Raw genomic sequence first — 15,529 nt, forward strand, 5'->3', positions numbered from 1 at the left:
ACCGCCAGTAACCGGATCTGAGGAGGACCGGGGACCGAAACCTGAGAAGGATCTGAGCGAAGCTGAGGAGAATCTCAGGTTGAACCCCTAGGTGGCGGCTTTCAGGTGCGTTCCGGATAGTCCTCAGGGTTCACGGTCCGTAAGGTCGGCGTCGTGGCACTCATCGAGACGCGTGCGCTGACGAAGCGCTACGGGGGTGGCGTCACCGCCCTTTCGGAACTTTCCCTGGCGGTGGAGCCCGGGATCATCGGTCTGGTCGGCGCGAACGGCGCCGGCAAGTCGACCTTCATCAAGATCATGCTCGGCCTGCTTCAGCCGTCCGGGGGTGAGCTGCGGGTCCTCGGGCTCGACCCGGCGACGCAGTCGGTGGAGGTGCGGCAGCGCGTCGGGTACATGCCCGAGCACGACTGCCTGCCGAGCGAGACCTCGGCCGCCGAGTACGTGACCCACCTGGCGCGGATGAGCGGCCTGCCCGCCAACGCGGCCCGGGAGCGGGCCTCCGAGGCGCTGCGGCACGTCGGGCTCTACGAGGAGCGGTACCGCCAGATCGGCGGCTACTCCACCGGCATGAAGCAGCGGGTCAAGCTGGCGCAGGCGCTCGCGCACGACCCGGACCTGCTGCTGCTGGACGAGCCGACCAACGGCCTCGACCCGGCCGGCCGCGACGCGATGCTGGAGCTGGTGCACCGCATCGGCACCGAGTTCGGCATCTCGATCGTCGTGTGCTCGCACCTGCTCGGCGAGGTCGAGCGGATCTGCACGTCGCTGATCGCGATCGACGGTGGCAAGCTGCTGCGTTCCGCGACGGTGTCGGACATGACGACCAGCCGCGACGTGCTCACCGTCGAGGTGAGCGAGGGCGTCGAGCAGCTCGTCGCCCGGCTCAGCGAGCAGGGCCTGCCGGTGTCCCGGGACGGCGCTTCGCTCATGGTGCCGATGGACAGCGACGACGTGTACGACCGCATCCTCGTCGCGGTCGCCGAGCTGGACCTGCCGCTGCACCGTCTCGACCAGCGCCGCCACCGCGTCGCTGAGCTCTTCCAAACCCCGTCCGTGACCGGGCCGACCGGACCGGCAGCACAGGAGGTCGGCCATGGCGCAGCCAACTAGCGTCATCCACGACATCGGCTACCAGCGCTACACGGGCCCGAGGCTCGGTCGCTGGTACGCCAACCGTTCCCTCTACGAGCAGAGCCTGCGCACCGCGTTCGGCATCGGCCGGGGCGCCAAGGCGAAGATCTTCCCGTGGCTGGTGATCGGCATCGCGCTCAGCGTCGCCGTCATCGCGATCGCGGTCCGGTCGCTGACCGGCGAGCCGCTCATGAGCTACCGGTCGTACGCCGCCAACATCACGTTCCCGGTGATGCTGTTCCTGGCGATCGTCGCGCCGGAGCTGGTCTCCCGTGACCTGCGGGACCGGACGCTGCCGCTGTACTTCAGCCGGCCGCTCAGCCGCTCCGACTACGCGCTGACGAAGTACGCGGCCCTGGCGACGGTCGTGCTGGTGCTGCTCGCCGTGCCGCAGCTGCTCATCTACATCGGGGCGGTGTTCACCCGCACCGACGGGTTCTCCGGCGCCATGAAGGAGCTCGGCGACATGGGTCCGGGCCTCGCCGGCGCGGTCATCCGGGCGCTGGTCCTCGCGTCGATCGCGCTGCTGGTCGCGTCGCTCACCGGCCGGCGGGCGTTCGCGGCGGCGTTCATCGTGGGCGTGTTCATCATCACCGCGCCGATGGTCGGCATCCTCAACGTCATCGGTGGTCAGGGCAGCGCGCTGAGCTACCTCGCGTTCCTGGTCAACCCGATGACCCTCCTGCTCGGCCTCGAGCAGTGGATCTTCGGCAAGGTGCCCGAAGGCGTCCCGGTCGGCGACTACGGTCCCGCGTACGGCGTCGGCACCGCCGTCGTGCTCGCCGGCTGTGTCAGCCTGCTGCTGCTTCGTTACCGGAAGGTGGCCGCCTGATGGGCACCGTCGATCTTCAGCACGTGTCCCGCTGGTACGGCAACGTCGTCGCCGTCAACGACGTGACGATGACCCTCGGGGCGGGCGTCACGGGCCTGTTGGGCCCGAACGGCGCCGGCAAGACCACGCTGCTGCACATGATGTCGGGCTTCCTGGCCCCGTCGAAGGGCACGCTGACCGTCGACGGCGCGCCGTCGTGGCGCAACCCCGACGTGTACCGCACGCTCGGCCTCGTCAGCGAGCGGGAGGCGGTGCACGGCTTCCTCACCGGCAAGGAGTTCGTCGTCGCCAGCGCGAGGCTGTTCCGCCTGGCGAACCCGGAGGAGGCCGCCCGCCGCGCCCTGGCGATGGTGGAGATGGAGCCGGCCCAGGACCGGCGGATCGACACGTACAGCAAGGGCATGCGCCAGCGGATCCGGGTCGCGGCCGCGCTCGTGCACGACCCGGGCGTGCTGCTGCTGGACGAGCCGTTCAACGGCATGGACCCGCGCCAGCGCTTCCACATGATGGACCTGCTGCACAAGATGGGCGACGACGGCCGCACCGTGCTGTTCTCCTCGCACATCCTGGAGGAGGTCGAGCAGGTGTCCGGCACCGTGCAGGTCATGGTCGCCGGCCGGCTCGCCGCCTCCGGCGACTTCCGCACCATCCGCCGGCTGATGACCAACCGGCCGCACGTGTTCTCCATCCGCTCCAGCGACGACCGCCGCCTCGCGGTGGCGCTCATCGGCGAGGCGTCCGTCGCGGGTGTCGACATCGACGCAACGGGCCTGCAGGTCCGCGCGTCCGACTACGGCACCTTCACCCGGGCGCTGCCCCGCATCGCGCTCAAGGAGGGCGTGCGGGTGCGGCAGCTGCTGCCCGCCGACGAGTCCCTGGAAAGCGTCTTCTCCTACCTGGTGGGTGCCTGATGAATCCGACCATCGCCCGCATCACGCTGCGCGGCCTGCTCGGCCGCCGCCGGATCTGGCTGCTGGTGCCGCTGCCGGTCATCCTCGCCGGCTTCGCAGCGGCGGCCCGGGCCTTCGGGGAGCCGCCGGCCGAATGGGGTGAGCCGGTCATCGTCGGCCTCGGCTTCGCCGCCGTGCTGCCGGTGATCGCGCTCATCGTCGGCACCGGCGTGCTCGGCTCCGAGATCGACGACGGCACGATCACCCACATCCTGTCCAAGCCGATCCCGCGCTCGGAGATCGTGTTCACCAAGCTGGCCGTGGCGGTCGGGGTGACCGGCGGGTTCGCCGCCGTGCCGCTGTTCATCGTCGGGCTGCTCGCCGAGTCCACACCGCTCGCGTTCGCCCTCGTCGTCGGCGCGTTCGTCGGGGCCCTCGCCTATTGCGCGCTGTTCCTGGCGATCAGCGTGATCACCCGCCGGCCGGTGCTGCTCGGCCTGGTCTACGTGGTGCTGTGGGAGGGCCTGCTGGGCAACCTGCTGTCCGGCACGGCGAAGCTGAGCATCCAGCAGTACGTGAAGACGATCGTCGACTGGCTCGCCCCGACCGACGTGCTCGCGGGGTCCGTGTCGGTGCCGGTGAGCTTCGTCATGGCGGGCGTGTTCACCGTCGGGATGACGGCGCTCGCGGTGCAGAAGTTGCGCACGTTCGCGGTCGCCGGCGAGACGGGCTGACGTCGCCCTGACGTCGCCGCAGCCGGCGCGACGGGTTACCGTCCGCGGGTGAGTTTCCACCGCGTCTACAGCGTCGCCGTCTTCATCGTGCTGGCGTCGCTGGACAACGTGGCGATCAGCCTGGTGCCGCCGCTCTACTCGCCGATCAGCCGCTCCCTCGGCGTCGGCGAGGGAGCGCTCGGCGTGGTGACCGCGGTCGGGTACCTCGTGACCGCGGTCGCCGCCGTCGGCTGGGCGTACACCGGCGACCGGACCGACCGGAAGCCGGTGCTCATGGCGGGCACCCTGATCTGGGCCGGCGGCACGGTCGCCACGGTCCTCGCCGGCGGCTACTGGACGTTCTTCGCCGCGCAGATGGTCGCGGCGGTCGGCCTCGGCGCGGTCGGCTCCGTCGGGTTCTCCGTCGTCAGCGACCTGATCTCGCCCCGCCGCCGCGGCCTCGTGATGAGCCTGTGGGGGCTGTCGCAGGGCGTCGGCACCCTCGCCGGCGTCCTCGTCGCGAGCCAGCTCGGCGGCGCGGACTGGCGGCGGCCGTTCTACGTCCTCGCGGTGCTCGGGGTGCTCGCGTCCGCCGCGTACTTCACGACCGCCGACATCCGTCGGGGGCAGAGCGAACCGGACCTCGCCGCGGTGTTCGCCGCCGGTGAGGAGTACGAGCACCGGATCTCCCGCGCCGACCTGCCCGGCATCGTCGCCCGCCGCACCAACGTGTGGCTGATCCTGCAGGGGCTGACCGCGCAGGCCGCGTTCGGGTCCCTCGTCTGGCTGCCGCGGCTGTTCCAGGCGAAGGCGGAGGCGCAGGGCTACGACGAGCAGCAGGCCATCGCGATCGGTGGCGTCCTGGCGATCCTCTTCCAGCTCGGCGGCGTGCTGTCCGTCGTGGGTGGGATGATCGGCGACCGCTGGCAGCGGCGCGACCAGGGCGGCCGGGCGAAGGTCGCCGCGATCGGGATCCTCGCCGGGGTGCCGCTGTACGTGCTGCTGTTCTTCGCCCCGCTGACGCTGCCCGCGCCGGACGGGCGGCCGGCGACGACGCTGGTGCTCGAGGCGCTGTTCACGACGCCGAGCCTGCTGGCGGCGTTCCTGTGCGCGCTGCTGGCGCTCGCGCTGACGTCGGCGAACTCGCCGAACTGGTTCGCGCTGATCGCCGACGTGAACCCGCCGGAGCACCGCGGCACCGTGTACTCGCTGGGCAACCTCGTCAACGGGGTCGGGCGGGCCGCCGGGAACGGGCTCGTCGGGGCGGTGTTCGCCGCGCTCGCGCGCAGCTTCCCGCCGCCGACGAACCTCGCCGTCGGGCTCGCCGCGTTCCAGGTCTTCTTCGTGCCCACCGGCGTCATGTACTGGCTGGCGTCGCGCACCGCCCCGGCGGACATCGAGGCGGTGCACGAGCTGCTGCGGGCGCGCGCTACAGCGTCCGCAGATGAAAGCCCCCGTCCACGTCGATGACCTGGCCGGTGGAGAACGGCAGCAGGTCCGTGGCGACGGCGACGACGGCGCGGCCGACGTCCTCGGGGGTGCCCCAGCGCCGGATCGGCGTGATGCCGTCGGCGAGGATGAGCTTGTCGTACTTCTCCTTCACCGCGCCGGTCATGTCGGTGGCGATGATGCCGGGCCGCACCTCGAACACGGTGATGCCGTGCTCGGCGAGCCGGGCCGCGAACAGCTTCGTCATCATGCCCAGCCCGGCCTTCGTCACGCAGTAATCGCCGCGGTTGACGCTCGCGGTGTAGGCGCTCATCGACGAGATCGTGACGATCTTGCCGCGGACGCCGGCGTCGATCATCCGGAGGGCGACCTGCTGGGTGAGGAAGTAGGGGCCCTTGAGGTTGATGCCGACGAGCCGGTCGAACGACTCCTCGGTCGCCTCCAGCAGGTCGGCGCGGACGTTCGGGGCCACGCCCGCGTTGTTCACCAGGAGGTCGAGGCCGCCGAAAGCGTCGTGCGCCTCCTGCACGAGCCTTGCACGGTCCTCGGCGTCGCCGACGTCCGCACGGACGAGGGCGGCCCGGGCGCCGAGCTTCTCGATGTCGGCGGCGGTGTCCTCGGCGGCGGCGAGGTTCGACGCGTAGTTCACCACCACGTCGAAGCCGGCGCCGGCGAGGGCGAGGGCGATGCCCCGGCCGATCCCGCGGGACGCCCCGGTGACGAGCGCCGCGCTCACCGCCGCACCCCGTCGCCGAAGAACGTGTAGTACGGCCCGTCGACCAGCCGGCCGATGTACAGCGCCAGCTCCCGCAGGTGGTAGTCGCCCCACATGCTCGACTCGCCGTTGGGCACCGACTGGCCCGGCGCGACGTGGTCCCAGCCGTTCGGGCGGTGGTACACCGAGTGCAGCAGCAGCCCCTCGTGCCGCGGGTCCGTCGACAGGTAGGGCTCCTGCAGCAACGTCCTCGCGACCGTGAGCCCCGCCTGGGTGTACCGGTCGTCGCCGATCGCGCGACCGAGGCGGAGCAGGCCCTGCGCGGCGATCGCGGCGGCGCTGGAGTCGACCGGCTCGTGGGCGTTGTACGGGTCGGCGGGCGCGTCGACGTCGAGGTGCACGAGGCCCGGCGCGCCCGTGTCCCAGTACGGGATCCCGTCGGCGGGGGAGTGCTCGATGTAGAAGTCGCACGTGGCTTGCGCGGCGGTGCGGAACAGGTCGGACTCGTGGAACTCCAGCAGCTCGGCGAAGCCGAGCATCGCCCAGGCCAGGCCGCGGGTCCAGGTGGAGAACGGCGAGTAGCCCTGCTGGGTGCTCGGCGCCCGGAACCGGCCGTCGTTGACGTTGAACAGCGCCTCGTGCACCGTCCGGCCCCGGACGTCGTACACGTCGCGGCCCTCGCCGAAGTAGACGTTGTAGCGGGCGGTGCTCGCCGCGTGCTGCGTCAGCCGCTCGAGCAGGTCGATCCGCTCGTCGTGCTCGCCCATCAGCACGTGCCCGAGGGAGTGGGCGACGGCGAGCGACCGGCACGAGCGGATGGTGTCGACGAACAGCGACTGCGGCCCGTTGAACGAGTAGATGTAGCCGCCGCCGTCCGCGGTCCGGCTCCAGCGGGCGGCCTGCACGGCGCCGCTGACCTTCAGCGCCAGCTCGGCGAAGGCGAGGTCCCCGGCGTCGGCGCGGCCCTCCAGGATGAGGCGGCGCAGCGTCCCGTACGTGCTGACGTTGTTGAACCCGTGGTCGTGCACGCCGATGTGGCTGACGTGCGCCGCCATCACGCCGAACGTGTGCCGGCGGCCCTGCTCCAGGAAGTGCGGGTCGCCGGTCGCGTCGAACTGCAGCAGCGCCGAGCCCACCTGGAACCCCTGCGTCCACTCGGTCCAGCCGCGCGCCGTGTACCGCCCCTCGACGGTGAACACGGGCGCTCCCTGGCTGCCGCCCGGGGGGCAGGACGCGTCGATCGCGTCGATCTTCCCGGCGGACAGCTCCCACATCCGCCCGGTCGCGGCCAGCAGATCCTTGGGCGCGAGCCCGTCATCGATGCGCAACATGCCCCCGAGGATAAGGGGAAAGCGCTTTCCTGAGAACCCCGGGGTGCCGGGGGTTTGCCGCATGGCAGGATGGCGCGTGATGGACGCGACGGCTGTTGAGGAAGTCACCGATCGCTGGGTCGCCGCCTGGACCACCGGCCGCACCAGCACCCTGTTCACGCTGCTGGCCGCCGGCGCCCGGGTCGAGTCCAACCTCGACCCCGACGGCGACTTCATCGAGAAGCTCACCGGCTTCGCCGCCGCGCTGACCTCGGTGTCGGTCTTCACCCGCACCGTCATCGACCAGCGCGTCGCGCTCGTGTACGACTGCGTGGTCGACGCCGAGCAGTTCCGCCTCGCCGAGTTCCTGGTGGTGACGCCGACCGGCCTGATCGCCGAGGTCCGCCGGGTCTACGACCTCTACGCCGTCGAACGCCTGATGCCCGAGCTCCTCCTGGAGACGTAGGGCGGCCGCACCGCGCCTGCAACGCGGTTGCTCCGGGCCGCCACCCCCACCCGGGGCGCCTGCGCCGTACCGTTGTGCAGGCGAGGGGAGAAGCCAGAAGCCGGGCCCCCGAAGGGACCCGGCCGTTGACAACTCAATACTTCAGGACATCGCGGCGGCGGAGACGAACGTGTAGCCGAGGCCCTGGATGCCCTCCACGGTCTGCTTCAGGTAGGCCGTGCCGAGGTACGGGTGGTAGAAGAAGCTCGCCACGCCGTCGCGGACCGCCAGGTTGGTCTTCGCGTTCGCGATCAGGTCGGCGGGCAGGACCGCCGGGTGCTGGTTGAACGGCTCGGGCTCGATGTTGCCGATGTTCTCGGGGATGACGGTCGAGCCGTAGACGTCGCGGACGGTGTAGGGGAAGAACTGCCCGACCATGCGCGCCGTGCTGTTGTCGACGGTGCCGCCGGACAGGACGCCGGGGAAGTACAGGCCGCGCTCGTAGCGGACGCCGACCAGGGTGTTGATCGTCTTGTAGTCCAGTGCGCTCGCCGCGTAGTGCGGGAACTCGAAGATGGTCGGCTGCTTCAGGCCGGCGAGGGCCCAGTCGGAGCGGGAGGCCAGGACCCGGGCGGTGACGTTGAGCGCCGAGTCGTTCTTCACCGGGCCGTCGTAGATGACCGCGTCGTTGGCGTCGACGTGCGCCCTGAAGAACTCGAAGTCGTTGGCGCTGACGCCGTCGTACGGGTTGTTGAGCGCGTCGAGCTGGTGCGTGTAGCCGTGCTGGAGCAGGGTGCCGCCCTTGCTCTGCATGTACTTCAGGGCGCTGACCACCAGTGGCCGCTGGCGCAGCGTGTAGTCCTCGGCCTTGCCATTGTTGTTCACACCTTTCGGGTCGCGGTACCGGCTGTAGACGGCGACGGTGAAGGGGACGTTCTTCGAGGACAGGTAGTCGGCGATGGCGCGCAGCTCCGCCGGGTCGGCGTCGGGGCCGACGTCCTCGATGCGGACCAGGGCGCGGTGACGGGCGGCGGTCTGCGGCGCGAGCACCGAGTAGAGCAGGTCCGAGAACGCCAGGTAGCGGTCGTTGGAGGTGATGTACGACAGCGGGATCTCACCCAGGTAGGTGAGGTTGCCGGACTTGATGCCCCACGGGAACGTGGTGCCGTCGGCGCGCACCGCGGTGCCGACGGAGACGGCCTTCGCGGGGTCGGAGACGACGTAGTCCATGATGCCGCCGGCGTTGCGCACGTCCCGGGTCATCGTGGTGCCGTTGTAGACGACCTGCGACACGGGTGAGGTGTCGTAGCCCTTCCAGGTGTACCCGTACTTGGCGACGAAGTCCGCGGAGCGGGCGGTCAGCTGCCAGATGTTGTTGTACATCCAGACGACCGGCTTGGTGCCCGCGAGGGTGTCGTCGAGGAACGCGGTGGGCAGCGGCTCGTCGTAGGTGGAGCCGACGTAGACGACCGCCGAGTACGCCGCCATCTCGCCGGCCTTGTAGCTGCCGACCGGGTGCGCGGTCCAGGACCCGAAGTGCGAGACGAGGTTCGTCGCCATCGTCCCGTAGTCCTCGCCGAGCCACGAGTACGGGCCGGTGTTGTCGTAGAGGACGAGCGTCTTCGTCGCGGCGTTGGAGCCGGGGGCGCCGGCGCCGGAGCGGGTCGCGGTGGGGGCGGCGGCGAACGCCGGGGTCGAGGGCACGGCCAGGGCGAGCGACGCGGCGACGGCAACCGCCGCGACAGAGCTGAGCAGCTTACGCATGTCGGACAAGTTCCTTCGAATTCAGGCGGCGACGGTGGACGGCATGGGAGCGGGGTGCGCGGCGAGGCCCAGGAGCGCGGCGACGGCCTGCTCGGTGCGGTGCGAGGCGAGCCCGTCACCGTAGGGGTTGCCGTTGGCGGTCATGGAGTCACGCAGGGCCGGGTCGTCGAGCAGCCGGGCCGCCTCGGCGACGATCAGGTCCTCGTCCGTGCCGACGAGCTTGGCGCAACCGGCGTGCAGCGACTCGACGCGCTCGGTGACCTCACGCAGGACCAGCGCCGGCACCTTGAACGACGGCGCCTCCTCCTGGATGCCGCCCGAGTCGGTGAGCGTCAGGTAGGCGTTGGACAGCAGCCGGGCGAGCGCCGGGTAGGGCAGCGGGTCGGTGATCGTGACCCGCGGCACCCCGGCGAGGCCGGCCTCGACCTGGGCGCGCACGGCGGGGTTGGCGTGCGCCGGCAGGACGACCCGGATGTCGGGGTAGGCCTCGACCAGGCGCCGCACGGCCGAGAGGATCCGGTCCAGCGGCTCGCCCCACGACTCGCGGCGGTGCGCGGTGACGAGGACCAGCCGGGCCTCGCCGTGCGCGGCGGCGTCGACCGCCGCGGCGATCCGGGAGTCCTCGAACGGCATCTCACGAGCGGCGATTTCCAGGGCCGCGTCCACGACCGTGTTGCCGGTGATGAGGACGCTGGCCGGGGCGACGCTTTCGTCGAGCAGGTTCGTCGCGGCGAGGGCCGTCGGCGCCAGGTGCAGCGCGGCGAGCTGGCCGACGAGCTTGCGGTTGGCCTCCTCCGGGAACGGCGAGTCCAGGTCGCCGGAGCGCAGCCCCGCCTCCAGGTGCACGACCGGGATGCGCCGCCAGAACGCGGCCATGGCGCCGGCGAGCGTCGTGGTGGTGTCGCCCTGCACGATGACCGCGGCCGGCTTGCGCTCCTCCAGGAGCGCGTCGAGGGAGGAGATCATCGCGGTGAGGAGCTCGGGCTGGCTGCCGGTGACCCGCTGCAGCGGCAGCGTCACGTCGGCCTGGACGTCGAACGCGTCGAGCGCCTGGGTCACCATCGTCGGGTGCTGACCGCTGGCGACCAGCACCGGGGTGAGCCGGCCGCCGGCGCGCATCGCGGCGGCGACGGGCGCCAGCTTGATGGCCTCGGGACGGGTACCGGCGATGAGGAAGACTTCGGGAGACATGTGCGTGACGTCCTTTACGAGAGAACCGGCTCTTCGACCAGGCGTTCGGTCTTCGCCCAGGCCTGTCGCCGGCTGATCTGCCGGCCGATCGCCCGCCAGGTCGAGACCAGGCCGAGCAGGAGGAAGAAGGGGTAGGCGACGGCGGCGACCAGCAGCCGCCAGAGCTTCTCGTCGCCGAGCTGGAGGCGGTGGACCGTGGCCCAGACGAGGCCCGGGACGGTCATGCCGAGCGCCCAGAACAGTGCGACCTGCCCCATCTGCGCCCACGAGTGGATGACGACGGTGTCGCCGTGGCCGGGGATGAGCCGCCACATCGCGAAGCCCCAGAGGCCGAACACGCCGGCCGTGCCGAAGGCGTTCATCCACGGTGCGAGCAGGTAGTAGAGCATCTCCAGCAGAGCGTGGTTACGGATCTGCCGGGAGGCGACCAGCTTCGGCACGTAGCCGACGCACTGCAGGTTGCCCTGCGCCCACCGGGTGCGTTGCCGCAGCAGCCGCTTCACGTCGACGAGGCCCTGCTGGTTGACGTTGGCCATGGAGGTGTACCGGATGCGCTCGCCGTTGAGGTGCATGCGCAGCCCGAGCTCCAGGTCCTCGACGAGGCAGTGCGACCAGGGCGCGTCGCCGAGCCGCATCAGCGACGACAGCCGGGCGAACTGCCCGTTGCCGCCCAGCCCGACCGTCCCCGCGGCGTTGCGGAGCAGCTGGCTGGCGTTGGCGATGGCGGCGAACTCGAGGTCCTGCACGGCGCCGAGGACGCGGTTGCGGTTGTGGATGCGCACCCGGGTCTGCACCGCGCCGACCCGCGGGTCGCGCATCTGGCGGGACACCTCGGTCAGGATGTTGGCGCTGCCCCGGCCGTCACCGTCGATGACGCCGACCGCGACCAGCGCCGGGTCCTCGCCGTGCAGCAGGGACAGGTCCCGGATCGCCCGGAACGCGGCGTTGAGCGCCTCGCCCTTGCCCTTGCGGGCGTTGGGGAAGTCCCGGCGCAGCACCGTCAGATCCGGGTGGTCGATGGCGGCGAGGACGTCGGGGGTGCCGTCGTCCGAACCGTCATCGACCACCATCACCCTGGTGCGCGTGCCTGCCGGGCCCTGCAGCGCCAGCGCGGCGCCGACGGTCCGGCCGACAACCCGTTCCTCGTTGAGGGCGGGCACGACGATCCAGAAGGTCAGCGGCTCGTGCTCGTTCGGCGCGATGGCATCGCGCCGGCGACGACGACCGGCGGTGGCCGAGTCGCGGGTGGTGAGGGCCACCAGCGCCAGGTTGTACGCCGGCCAGAGCGTCAGGAGCGCGAAGCCGACCAGAAGGATCGCCGTCATGCGTCAGGCGGCGCTGCGGTTGAAGCGGGACGCCCGCACCATCAGGACACCGGTGACGACGAGCGCGACACCTGCGGCGACGATGGCGAAGACGGGGCTTCCGGTGACGGGCAGCGAAGCGGCGGTGGATCCGCCGGCCCCGATGACGCCGATGACCTTCGTACCTGACATGACAGCTTCCCCTCGGCTATCTCTCCGGCGGTGCCCGGCGGCTCCTTGCTGGCAACCGTCGTGCACCTTGTCCTCCAGAAGCTTGGAGGCGCCGAGGGGCAATCACAATGGGTGAGCATGGTCGGATGCGCTCGCGCGGACCAAGTCCGCCCAACGACCTGACAGAGCGTTTACGCAGGAAAAACTCGACCGCTACGCAGAGTGGTCGGACCGTGTGCGGTAGCTCTCAGTGAAGGAGGCGGGGTGTTGCCAGTCGGTTGCGAACTCCGCCCAGAGGGACAGAGCGACGCTGGCGCTCTCGGGCCGGTCGGCCGGCCGCTTGGCCATGCACTGGCGGCACAGCTCCGCTACGGAGCGTGGCAGGCCGGGTGCGAGCAGGACCGGGGTGGCGACCGGCTGCAGCAGCCTGGCGCCCGGTGCGTGCGGCGAGCGGCCGGTCAGCATCTGGTACAGCAGGACGCCCAGCGCGTAGACGTCCCATGCCGGCGCGTGCTCGACGCGTGAGGCCGCGGGGTGCGCGAACGGCACCGCCAGCCCGAAGTCGATGATTTTGACTCCGGCGGTGGTCAGCATGACGTTGTCGGCGGTCAGGTCGCGGTGCGCGATGCCACGGCGGTGCGCGACGGCGAGGAGCTCGGCGACCGACGCGGCGATCTCGACCGCGTGCTGCCACGGCAGTGGCCCCTCGGCGAGGCGTTTCGTCAGCGGGACGCCGTTGAGCAGCTCCATCGCGACACAGGGCACCGTCGCCCGGCCGGTGTCGAGCTCGCCGTACCCGAAGATCTTCGGCACCGTGGGGTGCCGCATCCGCTGCATGAGCAGCGGCTCCCGGCGGGCCGAGTGCACGGCCCGGCCGTTGTTGGCGAACGCCGGCGCGAGGACCTTCACGGCGGCGGGGCGCAGCTGCTCCAGGTCGACGGCCTCGTAGACGAGCGACATGCCGCCGCGGGCGATCGGGCGGACCAGCAGGAAGCGCTCCAGCACCCTGCGGCCAAGCTCGATCTCCGACACAATCGCCGACTATTCCCTAAAAGCTGCCGATCACGGAAGCCCCAGCGATGATTACCACAGCCCGTGTCGATGTGATAAGTCCGGATATGTCGGGCGTACCAAAGGAACCGCACAGCCGATCGAAACCCATAGTTGACATCCGGGTAACCGTGGCTGACGCTGGCCGCAGGAATCGCTCCCACAGGAGACGGGATGACTGACGAGCCATCGCCACCAACCGTCACCGAGGTCGCCGCCGCCGCGGGGGTCTCCGCGGCAACCGTGTCCCGAGTCCTCACCGGCCGGGTCAGGGTCAGCACCTCGGCCCGGGTGTCGGTGCACGACGCCATCGCCCAGCTCGGCTACGTCCGCCACCGCGGGCCGCGCCGGCCCGACCGGCTGCCGCAGCGGCTCCCCGTCGCCGCGCTCTTCTTCGAGCCCACGGCCCGGCTGTTCCACGACACCTTCTCCGCCAAGCTGCTCGCCGGCGCCGAGGAGGAGCTGACCCGCCACGGCATCCCGCTGCTGACGATGTCCGCGACCCGGGGCACGATCGCGTCGGCGACCCAGTTCCTGACGACCGGCGGCGTCGGCGGCGTCCTGCTGCTCGGCGGGCACAGCAGCCACCCCCTCGCGGTCTCCCTCGCCGCGTCCCGGGTGCCGCTGCGGGCCACCGGCCGCCCCGCCGACGGCCTCGACATCCCGTTCGTCGACGTCGACAACCGCGACGGCGCCCGGCAGGCCGTCGAGCACCTCATCCTGCGCCACCGCCGGGCCATCGCCGCGATCGCCGGGCCGCCCGACTCGCCCGCCGCCGTGGACCGCCTCGACGGCTATCGCCGCGCGATGGAGGCGGCCGGTAGGGTGCCCCACGTGGCGTACGGCGACTTCACCACCGCATCCGGCGGCCACGCCGCCGCCTGGCTGCTGGACCGCATGCCGCGCCTCGACGCGCTCTTCGTCGCCTCCGACGCGATGGCCGCCGGCGCGCTGCAGGCCCTGCGCAAGGCCGGCCGCCGGGTCCCCGAGGACGTCGCCGTCGTCGGCTTCGACGACGCGCCCCTCGCCTCCTACACCACGCCGCCGCTCACGACCGTGCGCCAGCCGGTCTCCGAGCTCGGCGCGGTCGCCGTCGCGCTGCTCCTGAGCGGTTCCGAGGGCGAGCAGGACTGCCCGGTGCTGCCGACCGAGCTCGTCGTCCGGGCATCAAGCTAGGGACGTGATGCACGACGGTCAGCTCCGGGAGGGCGATGTCCTGGCCCGCCGGTACATCCTGAAACAACCGGTCGGCGCAGGCGGCATGTCCGTCGTCTGGCGCGCGTGGGACAGCACCCTGGAGCGCACCGTCGCGGTCAAGGTCCTCGACGGTCCCATCGGCACCGACGTCGGCCAGCGCGACCGGATCCGACGCGAGGCCCGCGCCGCCGCGCGGATCGAGCACCCCAACGCGATCGGCGTCTACGACTACGGCGAGACCGTCACCACGCACGGCCGGATCGCCGCGTACGTCGTCATGCAGCTCCTCGACGGCACCTCCCTCGCCGGCCGGCTCGCCGAGGGCCCGCTGCCGTGGACGGACGCGATCGCGGTCGCCGCCACCGTCGCCGACGTGCTGCACGCCGCCCACCGCCGCGGCGTCGTGCACCGCGACGTCACCCCCGAGAACGTCATGCTCACCACCGACGGCGTCAAGCTGCTCGACTTCGGCATCGCCGCCGACGTCGGCCAGCGCGACACGCTGACCTTCGGCACCCCGCCGTACGTCGCGCCGGAGCGGCTGGTCGGCGCGCCCGCCAGCGGCTCCACCGACGTCTACGCCCTCGGCGTCCTGCTGTTCGAGATGCTCACCGGGCACCCGCCCCTGCGGGCCGCCACGTGGGAGGAGCTCGAGCGCGCCGTCGCCGCCGACCACCGCCCCGCCCTCAACGTGCACGGGCTGCCACCCGCGGTCGCCGCCGTCTGCCTGCGCTGCCTCAACACCGACCCCACCGAGCGCCCCACCGCCGCCGAGGTCGCCGCGACCCTGGAGTCGTCGTCGCAGCGGCACGGACGCCGTTGGGTGCCGGTCCTCGCCGTGTCGTTGGCGGCGTTGGTACTGGTGGGCCTCACCTATGTGTGGCGCAACCGCGACGACGGGCAGACCGCGTCGCCGACCCCGACGGTCAGCATCTTCGTCTCCATCCTCCCGCCCGTCACGGTCCAGCCCCCACCGGCGGCGACCCGCACCGCCACGCAGGCGGCCCCGCAAGGCCGCCCGTCGTCCGGGGCGCCCGCGGCGTCGCCGTCGCCGAACCCGACCCCGGCGCCGTCCCGGCTCACCCCGCAGCAGGCCGGGCAGGCGGTCCTCGACGTCGTCGACCGCCGTTCCGCCGCCGGGGAGCTCCGCTCCGACGTGGTGGACGACATCAGGAATCAGGTCAACAACATCATGATCAACCCGGTCGGCGCCGCGCCCCGCATCGACCGGCTGCGCAACCAGCTGGTGGACCGCCGGCGCGAGGGCTCCATCACCACCGCCGCCGCATACCAGGAGCTCGACGCCGCCGTGGGCGTGCTCGCCGCGTCGCTCACCTGACCGGCCAGGTGGCGTGTCACCCGGCCCC

General features: G+C 71.7%; 15 protein-coding genes. 8 read left to right on the forward strand and 7 right to left on the reverse strand.

Going from position 1 to position 15,529, the window contains the following annotated elements; translation table 11 throughout:
• The first annotated feature begins 153 nt into the window (after positions 1 to 153).
• The 5 genes from ABZ321_RS47250 to ABZ321_RS47270 are packed head-to-tail and all read left to right on the forward strand — an operon-like array spanning position 154 to position 5,036.
• Entirely contained in the window at positions 154 to 1,110 is a 957-nt protein-coding gene (locus ABZ321_RS47250; protein WP_344512887.1) for an ABC transporter ATP-binding protein, read from the forward strand.
• Positions 1,094 to 1,963, forward strand: a complete 870-nt coding sequence (locus ABZ321_RS47255) for an ABC transporter permease subunit (RefSeq protein WP_344512889.1) — start codon at positions 1,094 to 1,096, stop codon at positions 1,961 to 1,963. Before ABZ321_RS47250 ends, ABZ321_RS47255 begins: the two co-directional genes overlap by 17 nt.
• The gene (locus tag ABZ321_RS47260) at positions 1,963 to 2,874 is read left to right on the forward strand and encodes an ABC transporter ATP-binding protein (protein WP_344512891.1); all 912 of its coding nucleotides are present in this window, start codon (positions 1,963 to 1,965) and stop codon (positions 2,872 to 2,874) included. Before ABZ321_RS47255 ends, ABZ321_RS47260 begins: the two co-directional genes overlap by 1 nt.
• Positions 2,874 to 3,587 (forward strand): ABC transporter permease subunit, encoded by a 714-nt coding sequence (locus ABZ321_RS47265; RefSeq protein ID WP_344512893.1) that lies wholly within the window; start codon positions 2,874 to 2,876, stop codon positions 3,585 to 3,587. The genes ABZ321_RS47260 and ABZ321_RS47265 overlap by 1 nt, the downstream gene beginning before the upstream one ends.
• Positions 3,588 to 3,635: 48 nt before the next feature.
• Positions 3,636 to 5,036, forward strand: a complete 1,401-nt coding sequence (locus tag ABZ321_RS47270) for an MFS transporter (protein ID WP_344512895.1) — start codon at positions 3,636 to 3,638, stop codon at positions 5,034 to 5,036.
• Here ABZ321_RS47270 and ABZ321_RS47275 read toward each other — a convergent pair.
• Both ABZ321_RS47275 and ABZ321_RS47280 read right to left on the reverse strand, forming a co-directional pair.
• Positions 4,996 to 5,751: a 3-ketoacyl-ACP reductase gene (locus ABZ321_RS47275; RefSeq protein WP_344512897.1), complete on the reverse strand. Its 756-nt coding sequence runs from the start codon at positions 5,749 to 5,751 to the stop codon at positions 4,996 to 4,998. The genes ABZ321_RS47270 and ABZ321_RS47275 overlap by 41 nt on opposite strands.
• The gene (locus ABZ321_RS47280; protein WP_354902936.1) at positions 5,748 to 7,061 is read right to left on the reverse strand and encodes a hypothetical protein; all 1,314 of its coding nucleotides are present in this window, start codon (positions 7,059 to 7,061) and stop codon (positions 5,748 to 5,750) included. The genes ABZ321_RS47275 and ABZ321_RS47280 overlap by 4 nt, the downstream gene beginning before the upstream one ends.
• A 61-nt stretch (positions 7,062 to 7,122) precedes the next feature.
• Between ABZ321_RS47280 and ABZ321_RS47285 the strand changes: the two genes are divergently transcribed.
• Positions 7,123 to 7,506 (forward strand): hypothetical protein, encoded by a 384-nt coding sequence (locus ABZ321_RS47285; protein ID WP_344512901.1) that lies wholly within the window; start codon positions 7,123 to 7,125, stop codon positions 7,504 to 7,506.
• A 141-nt stretch (positions 7,507 to 7,647) separates the two neighbouring features.
• Here the strand turns inward: ABZ321_RS47285 and ABZ321_RS47290 are convergent, their stop codons facing one another.
• The 5 genes from ABZ321_RS47290 to ABZ321_RS47310 form a co-directional block, all read right to left on the reverse strand.
• Entirely contained in the window at positions 7,648 to 9,249 is a 1,602-nt protein-coding gene (locus ABZ321_RS47290; RefSeq protein WP_354902939.1) for a polysaccharide deacetylase family protein, read from the reverse strand.
• Positions 9,250 to 9,270: 21 nt separating this feature from the next.
• Positions 9,271 to 10,440: a UDP-N-acetylglucosamine 2-epimerase (non-hydrolyzing) gene (gene wecB, locus ABZ321_RS47295; protein WP_354902941.1), complete on the reverse strand. Its 1,170-nt coding sequence runs from the start codon at positions 10,438 to 10,440 to the stop codon at positions 9,271 to 9,273.
• A 14-nt stretch (positions 10,441 to 10,454) separates the two neighbouring features.
• The gene (locus tag ABZ321_RS47300) at positions 10,455 to 11,765 is read right to left on the reverse strand and encodes a glycosyltransferase family 2 protein (RefSeq protein ID WP_344512907.1); all 1,311 of its coding nucleotides are present in this window, start codon (positions 11,763 to 11,765) and stop codon (positions 10,455 to 10,457) included.
• Positions 11,766 to 11,768: 3 nt separating this feature from the next.
• Positions 11,769 to 11,936, reverse strand: coding sequence for an LPXTG cell wall anchor domain-containing protein (locus ABZ321_RS47305; RefSeq protein ID WP_344512909.1), 168 nt, complete (start codon positions 11,934 to 11,936; stop codon positions 11,769 to 11,771).
• 192 nt (positions 11,937 to 12,128) lie between these two features.
• Positions 12,129 to 12,947: a serine/threonine-protein kinase gene (locus tag ABZ321_RS47310; RefSeq protein ID WP_344512911.1), complete on the reverse strand. Its 819-nt coding sequence runs from the start codon at positions 12,945 to 12,947 to the stop codon at positions 12,129 to 12,131.
• A 192-nt stretch (positions 12,948 to 13,139) separates the two neighbouring features.
• On the opposite strand from ABZ321_RS47310, the gene ABZ321_RS47315 reads away from it, so the two are divergent.
• Both ABZ321_RS47315 and ABZ321_RS47320 read left to right on the forward strand, forming a co-directional pair.
• Positions 13,140 to 14,141, forward strand: a complete 1,002-nt coding sequence (locus ABZ321_RS47315) for a substrate-binding domain-containing protein (protein ID WP_344512913.1) — start codon at positions 13,140 to 13,142, stop codon at positions 14,139 to 14,141.
• A 7-nt stretch (positions 14,142 to 14,148) separates the two neighbouring features.
• Complete coding sequence (locus ABZ321_RS47320) at positions 14,149 to 15,501, forward strand: serine/threonine-protein kinase (RefSeq protein ID WP_344512963.1); 1,353 nt, start codon at positions 14,149 to 14,151, stop codon at positions 15,499 to 15,501.
• The last annotated feature ends 28 nt before the right edge of the window (positions 15,502 to 15,529 follow it).

Origin of the sequence: Dactylosporangium sp. NPDC006015, assembly GCF_040614215.1 — a bacterium.
GTDB classification, from domain to species: domain Bacteria; phylum Actinomycetota; class Actinomycetes; order Mycobacteriales; family Micromonosporaceae; genus Dactylosporangium; species Dactylosporangium maewongense.

Bases quoted from the DNA above. Each gene is read 5' to 3' on its own strand.
- wecB (WP_354902941.1), bottom strand. From the start codon at position 10,440: ATGTCTCCCGAAGTCTTCCTCATCGCCGGTACCCGTCCCGAGGCCATC.
- ABZ321_RS47320 (WP_344512963.1), top strand. From the start codon at position 14,149: ATGCACGACGGTCAGCTCCGGGAGGGCGATGTCCTGGCCCGCCGGTAC.
- ABZ321_RS47285 (WP_344512901.1), top strand. From the start codon at position 7,123: ATGGCAGGATGGCGCGTGATGGACGCGACGGCTGTTGAGGAAGTCACC.
- ABZ321_RS47255 (WP_344512889.1), top strand. From the start codon at position 1,094: ATGGCGCAGCCAACTAGCGTCATCCACGACATCGGCTACCAGCGCTAC.
- ABZ321_RS47300 (WP_344512907.1), bottom strand. From the start codon at position 11,765: ATGACGGCGATCCTTCTGGTCGGCTTCGCGCTCCTGACGCTCTGGCCG.
- ABZ321_RS47305 (WP_344512909.1), bottom strand. From the start codon at position 11,936: ATGTCAGGTACGAAGGTCATCGGCGTCATCGGGGCCGGCGGATCCACC.
- ABZ321_RS47290 (WP_354902939.1), bottom strand. From the start codon at position 9,249: ATGCGTAAGCTGCTCAGCTCTGTCGCGGCGGTTGCCGTCGCCGCGTCG.
- ABZ321_RS47265 (WP_344512893.1), top strand. From the start codon at position 2,874: ATGAATCCGACCATCGCCCGCATCACGCTGCGCGGCCTGCTCGGCCGC.
- ABZ321_RS47260 (WP_344512891.1), top strand. From the start codon at position 1,963: ATGGGCACCGTCGATCTTCAGCACGTGTCCCGCTGGTACGGCAACGTC.
- ABZ321_RS47315 (WP_344512913.1), top strand. From the start codon at position 13,140: ATGACTGACGAGCCATCGCCACCAACCGTCACCGAGGTCGCCGCCGCC.
- ABZ321_RS47280 (WP_354902936.1), bottom strand. From the start codon at position 7,061: ATGTTGCGCATCGATGACGGGCTCGCGCCCAAGGATCTGCTGGCCGCG.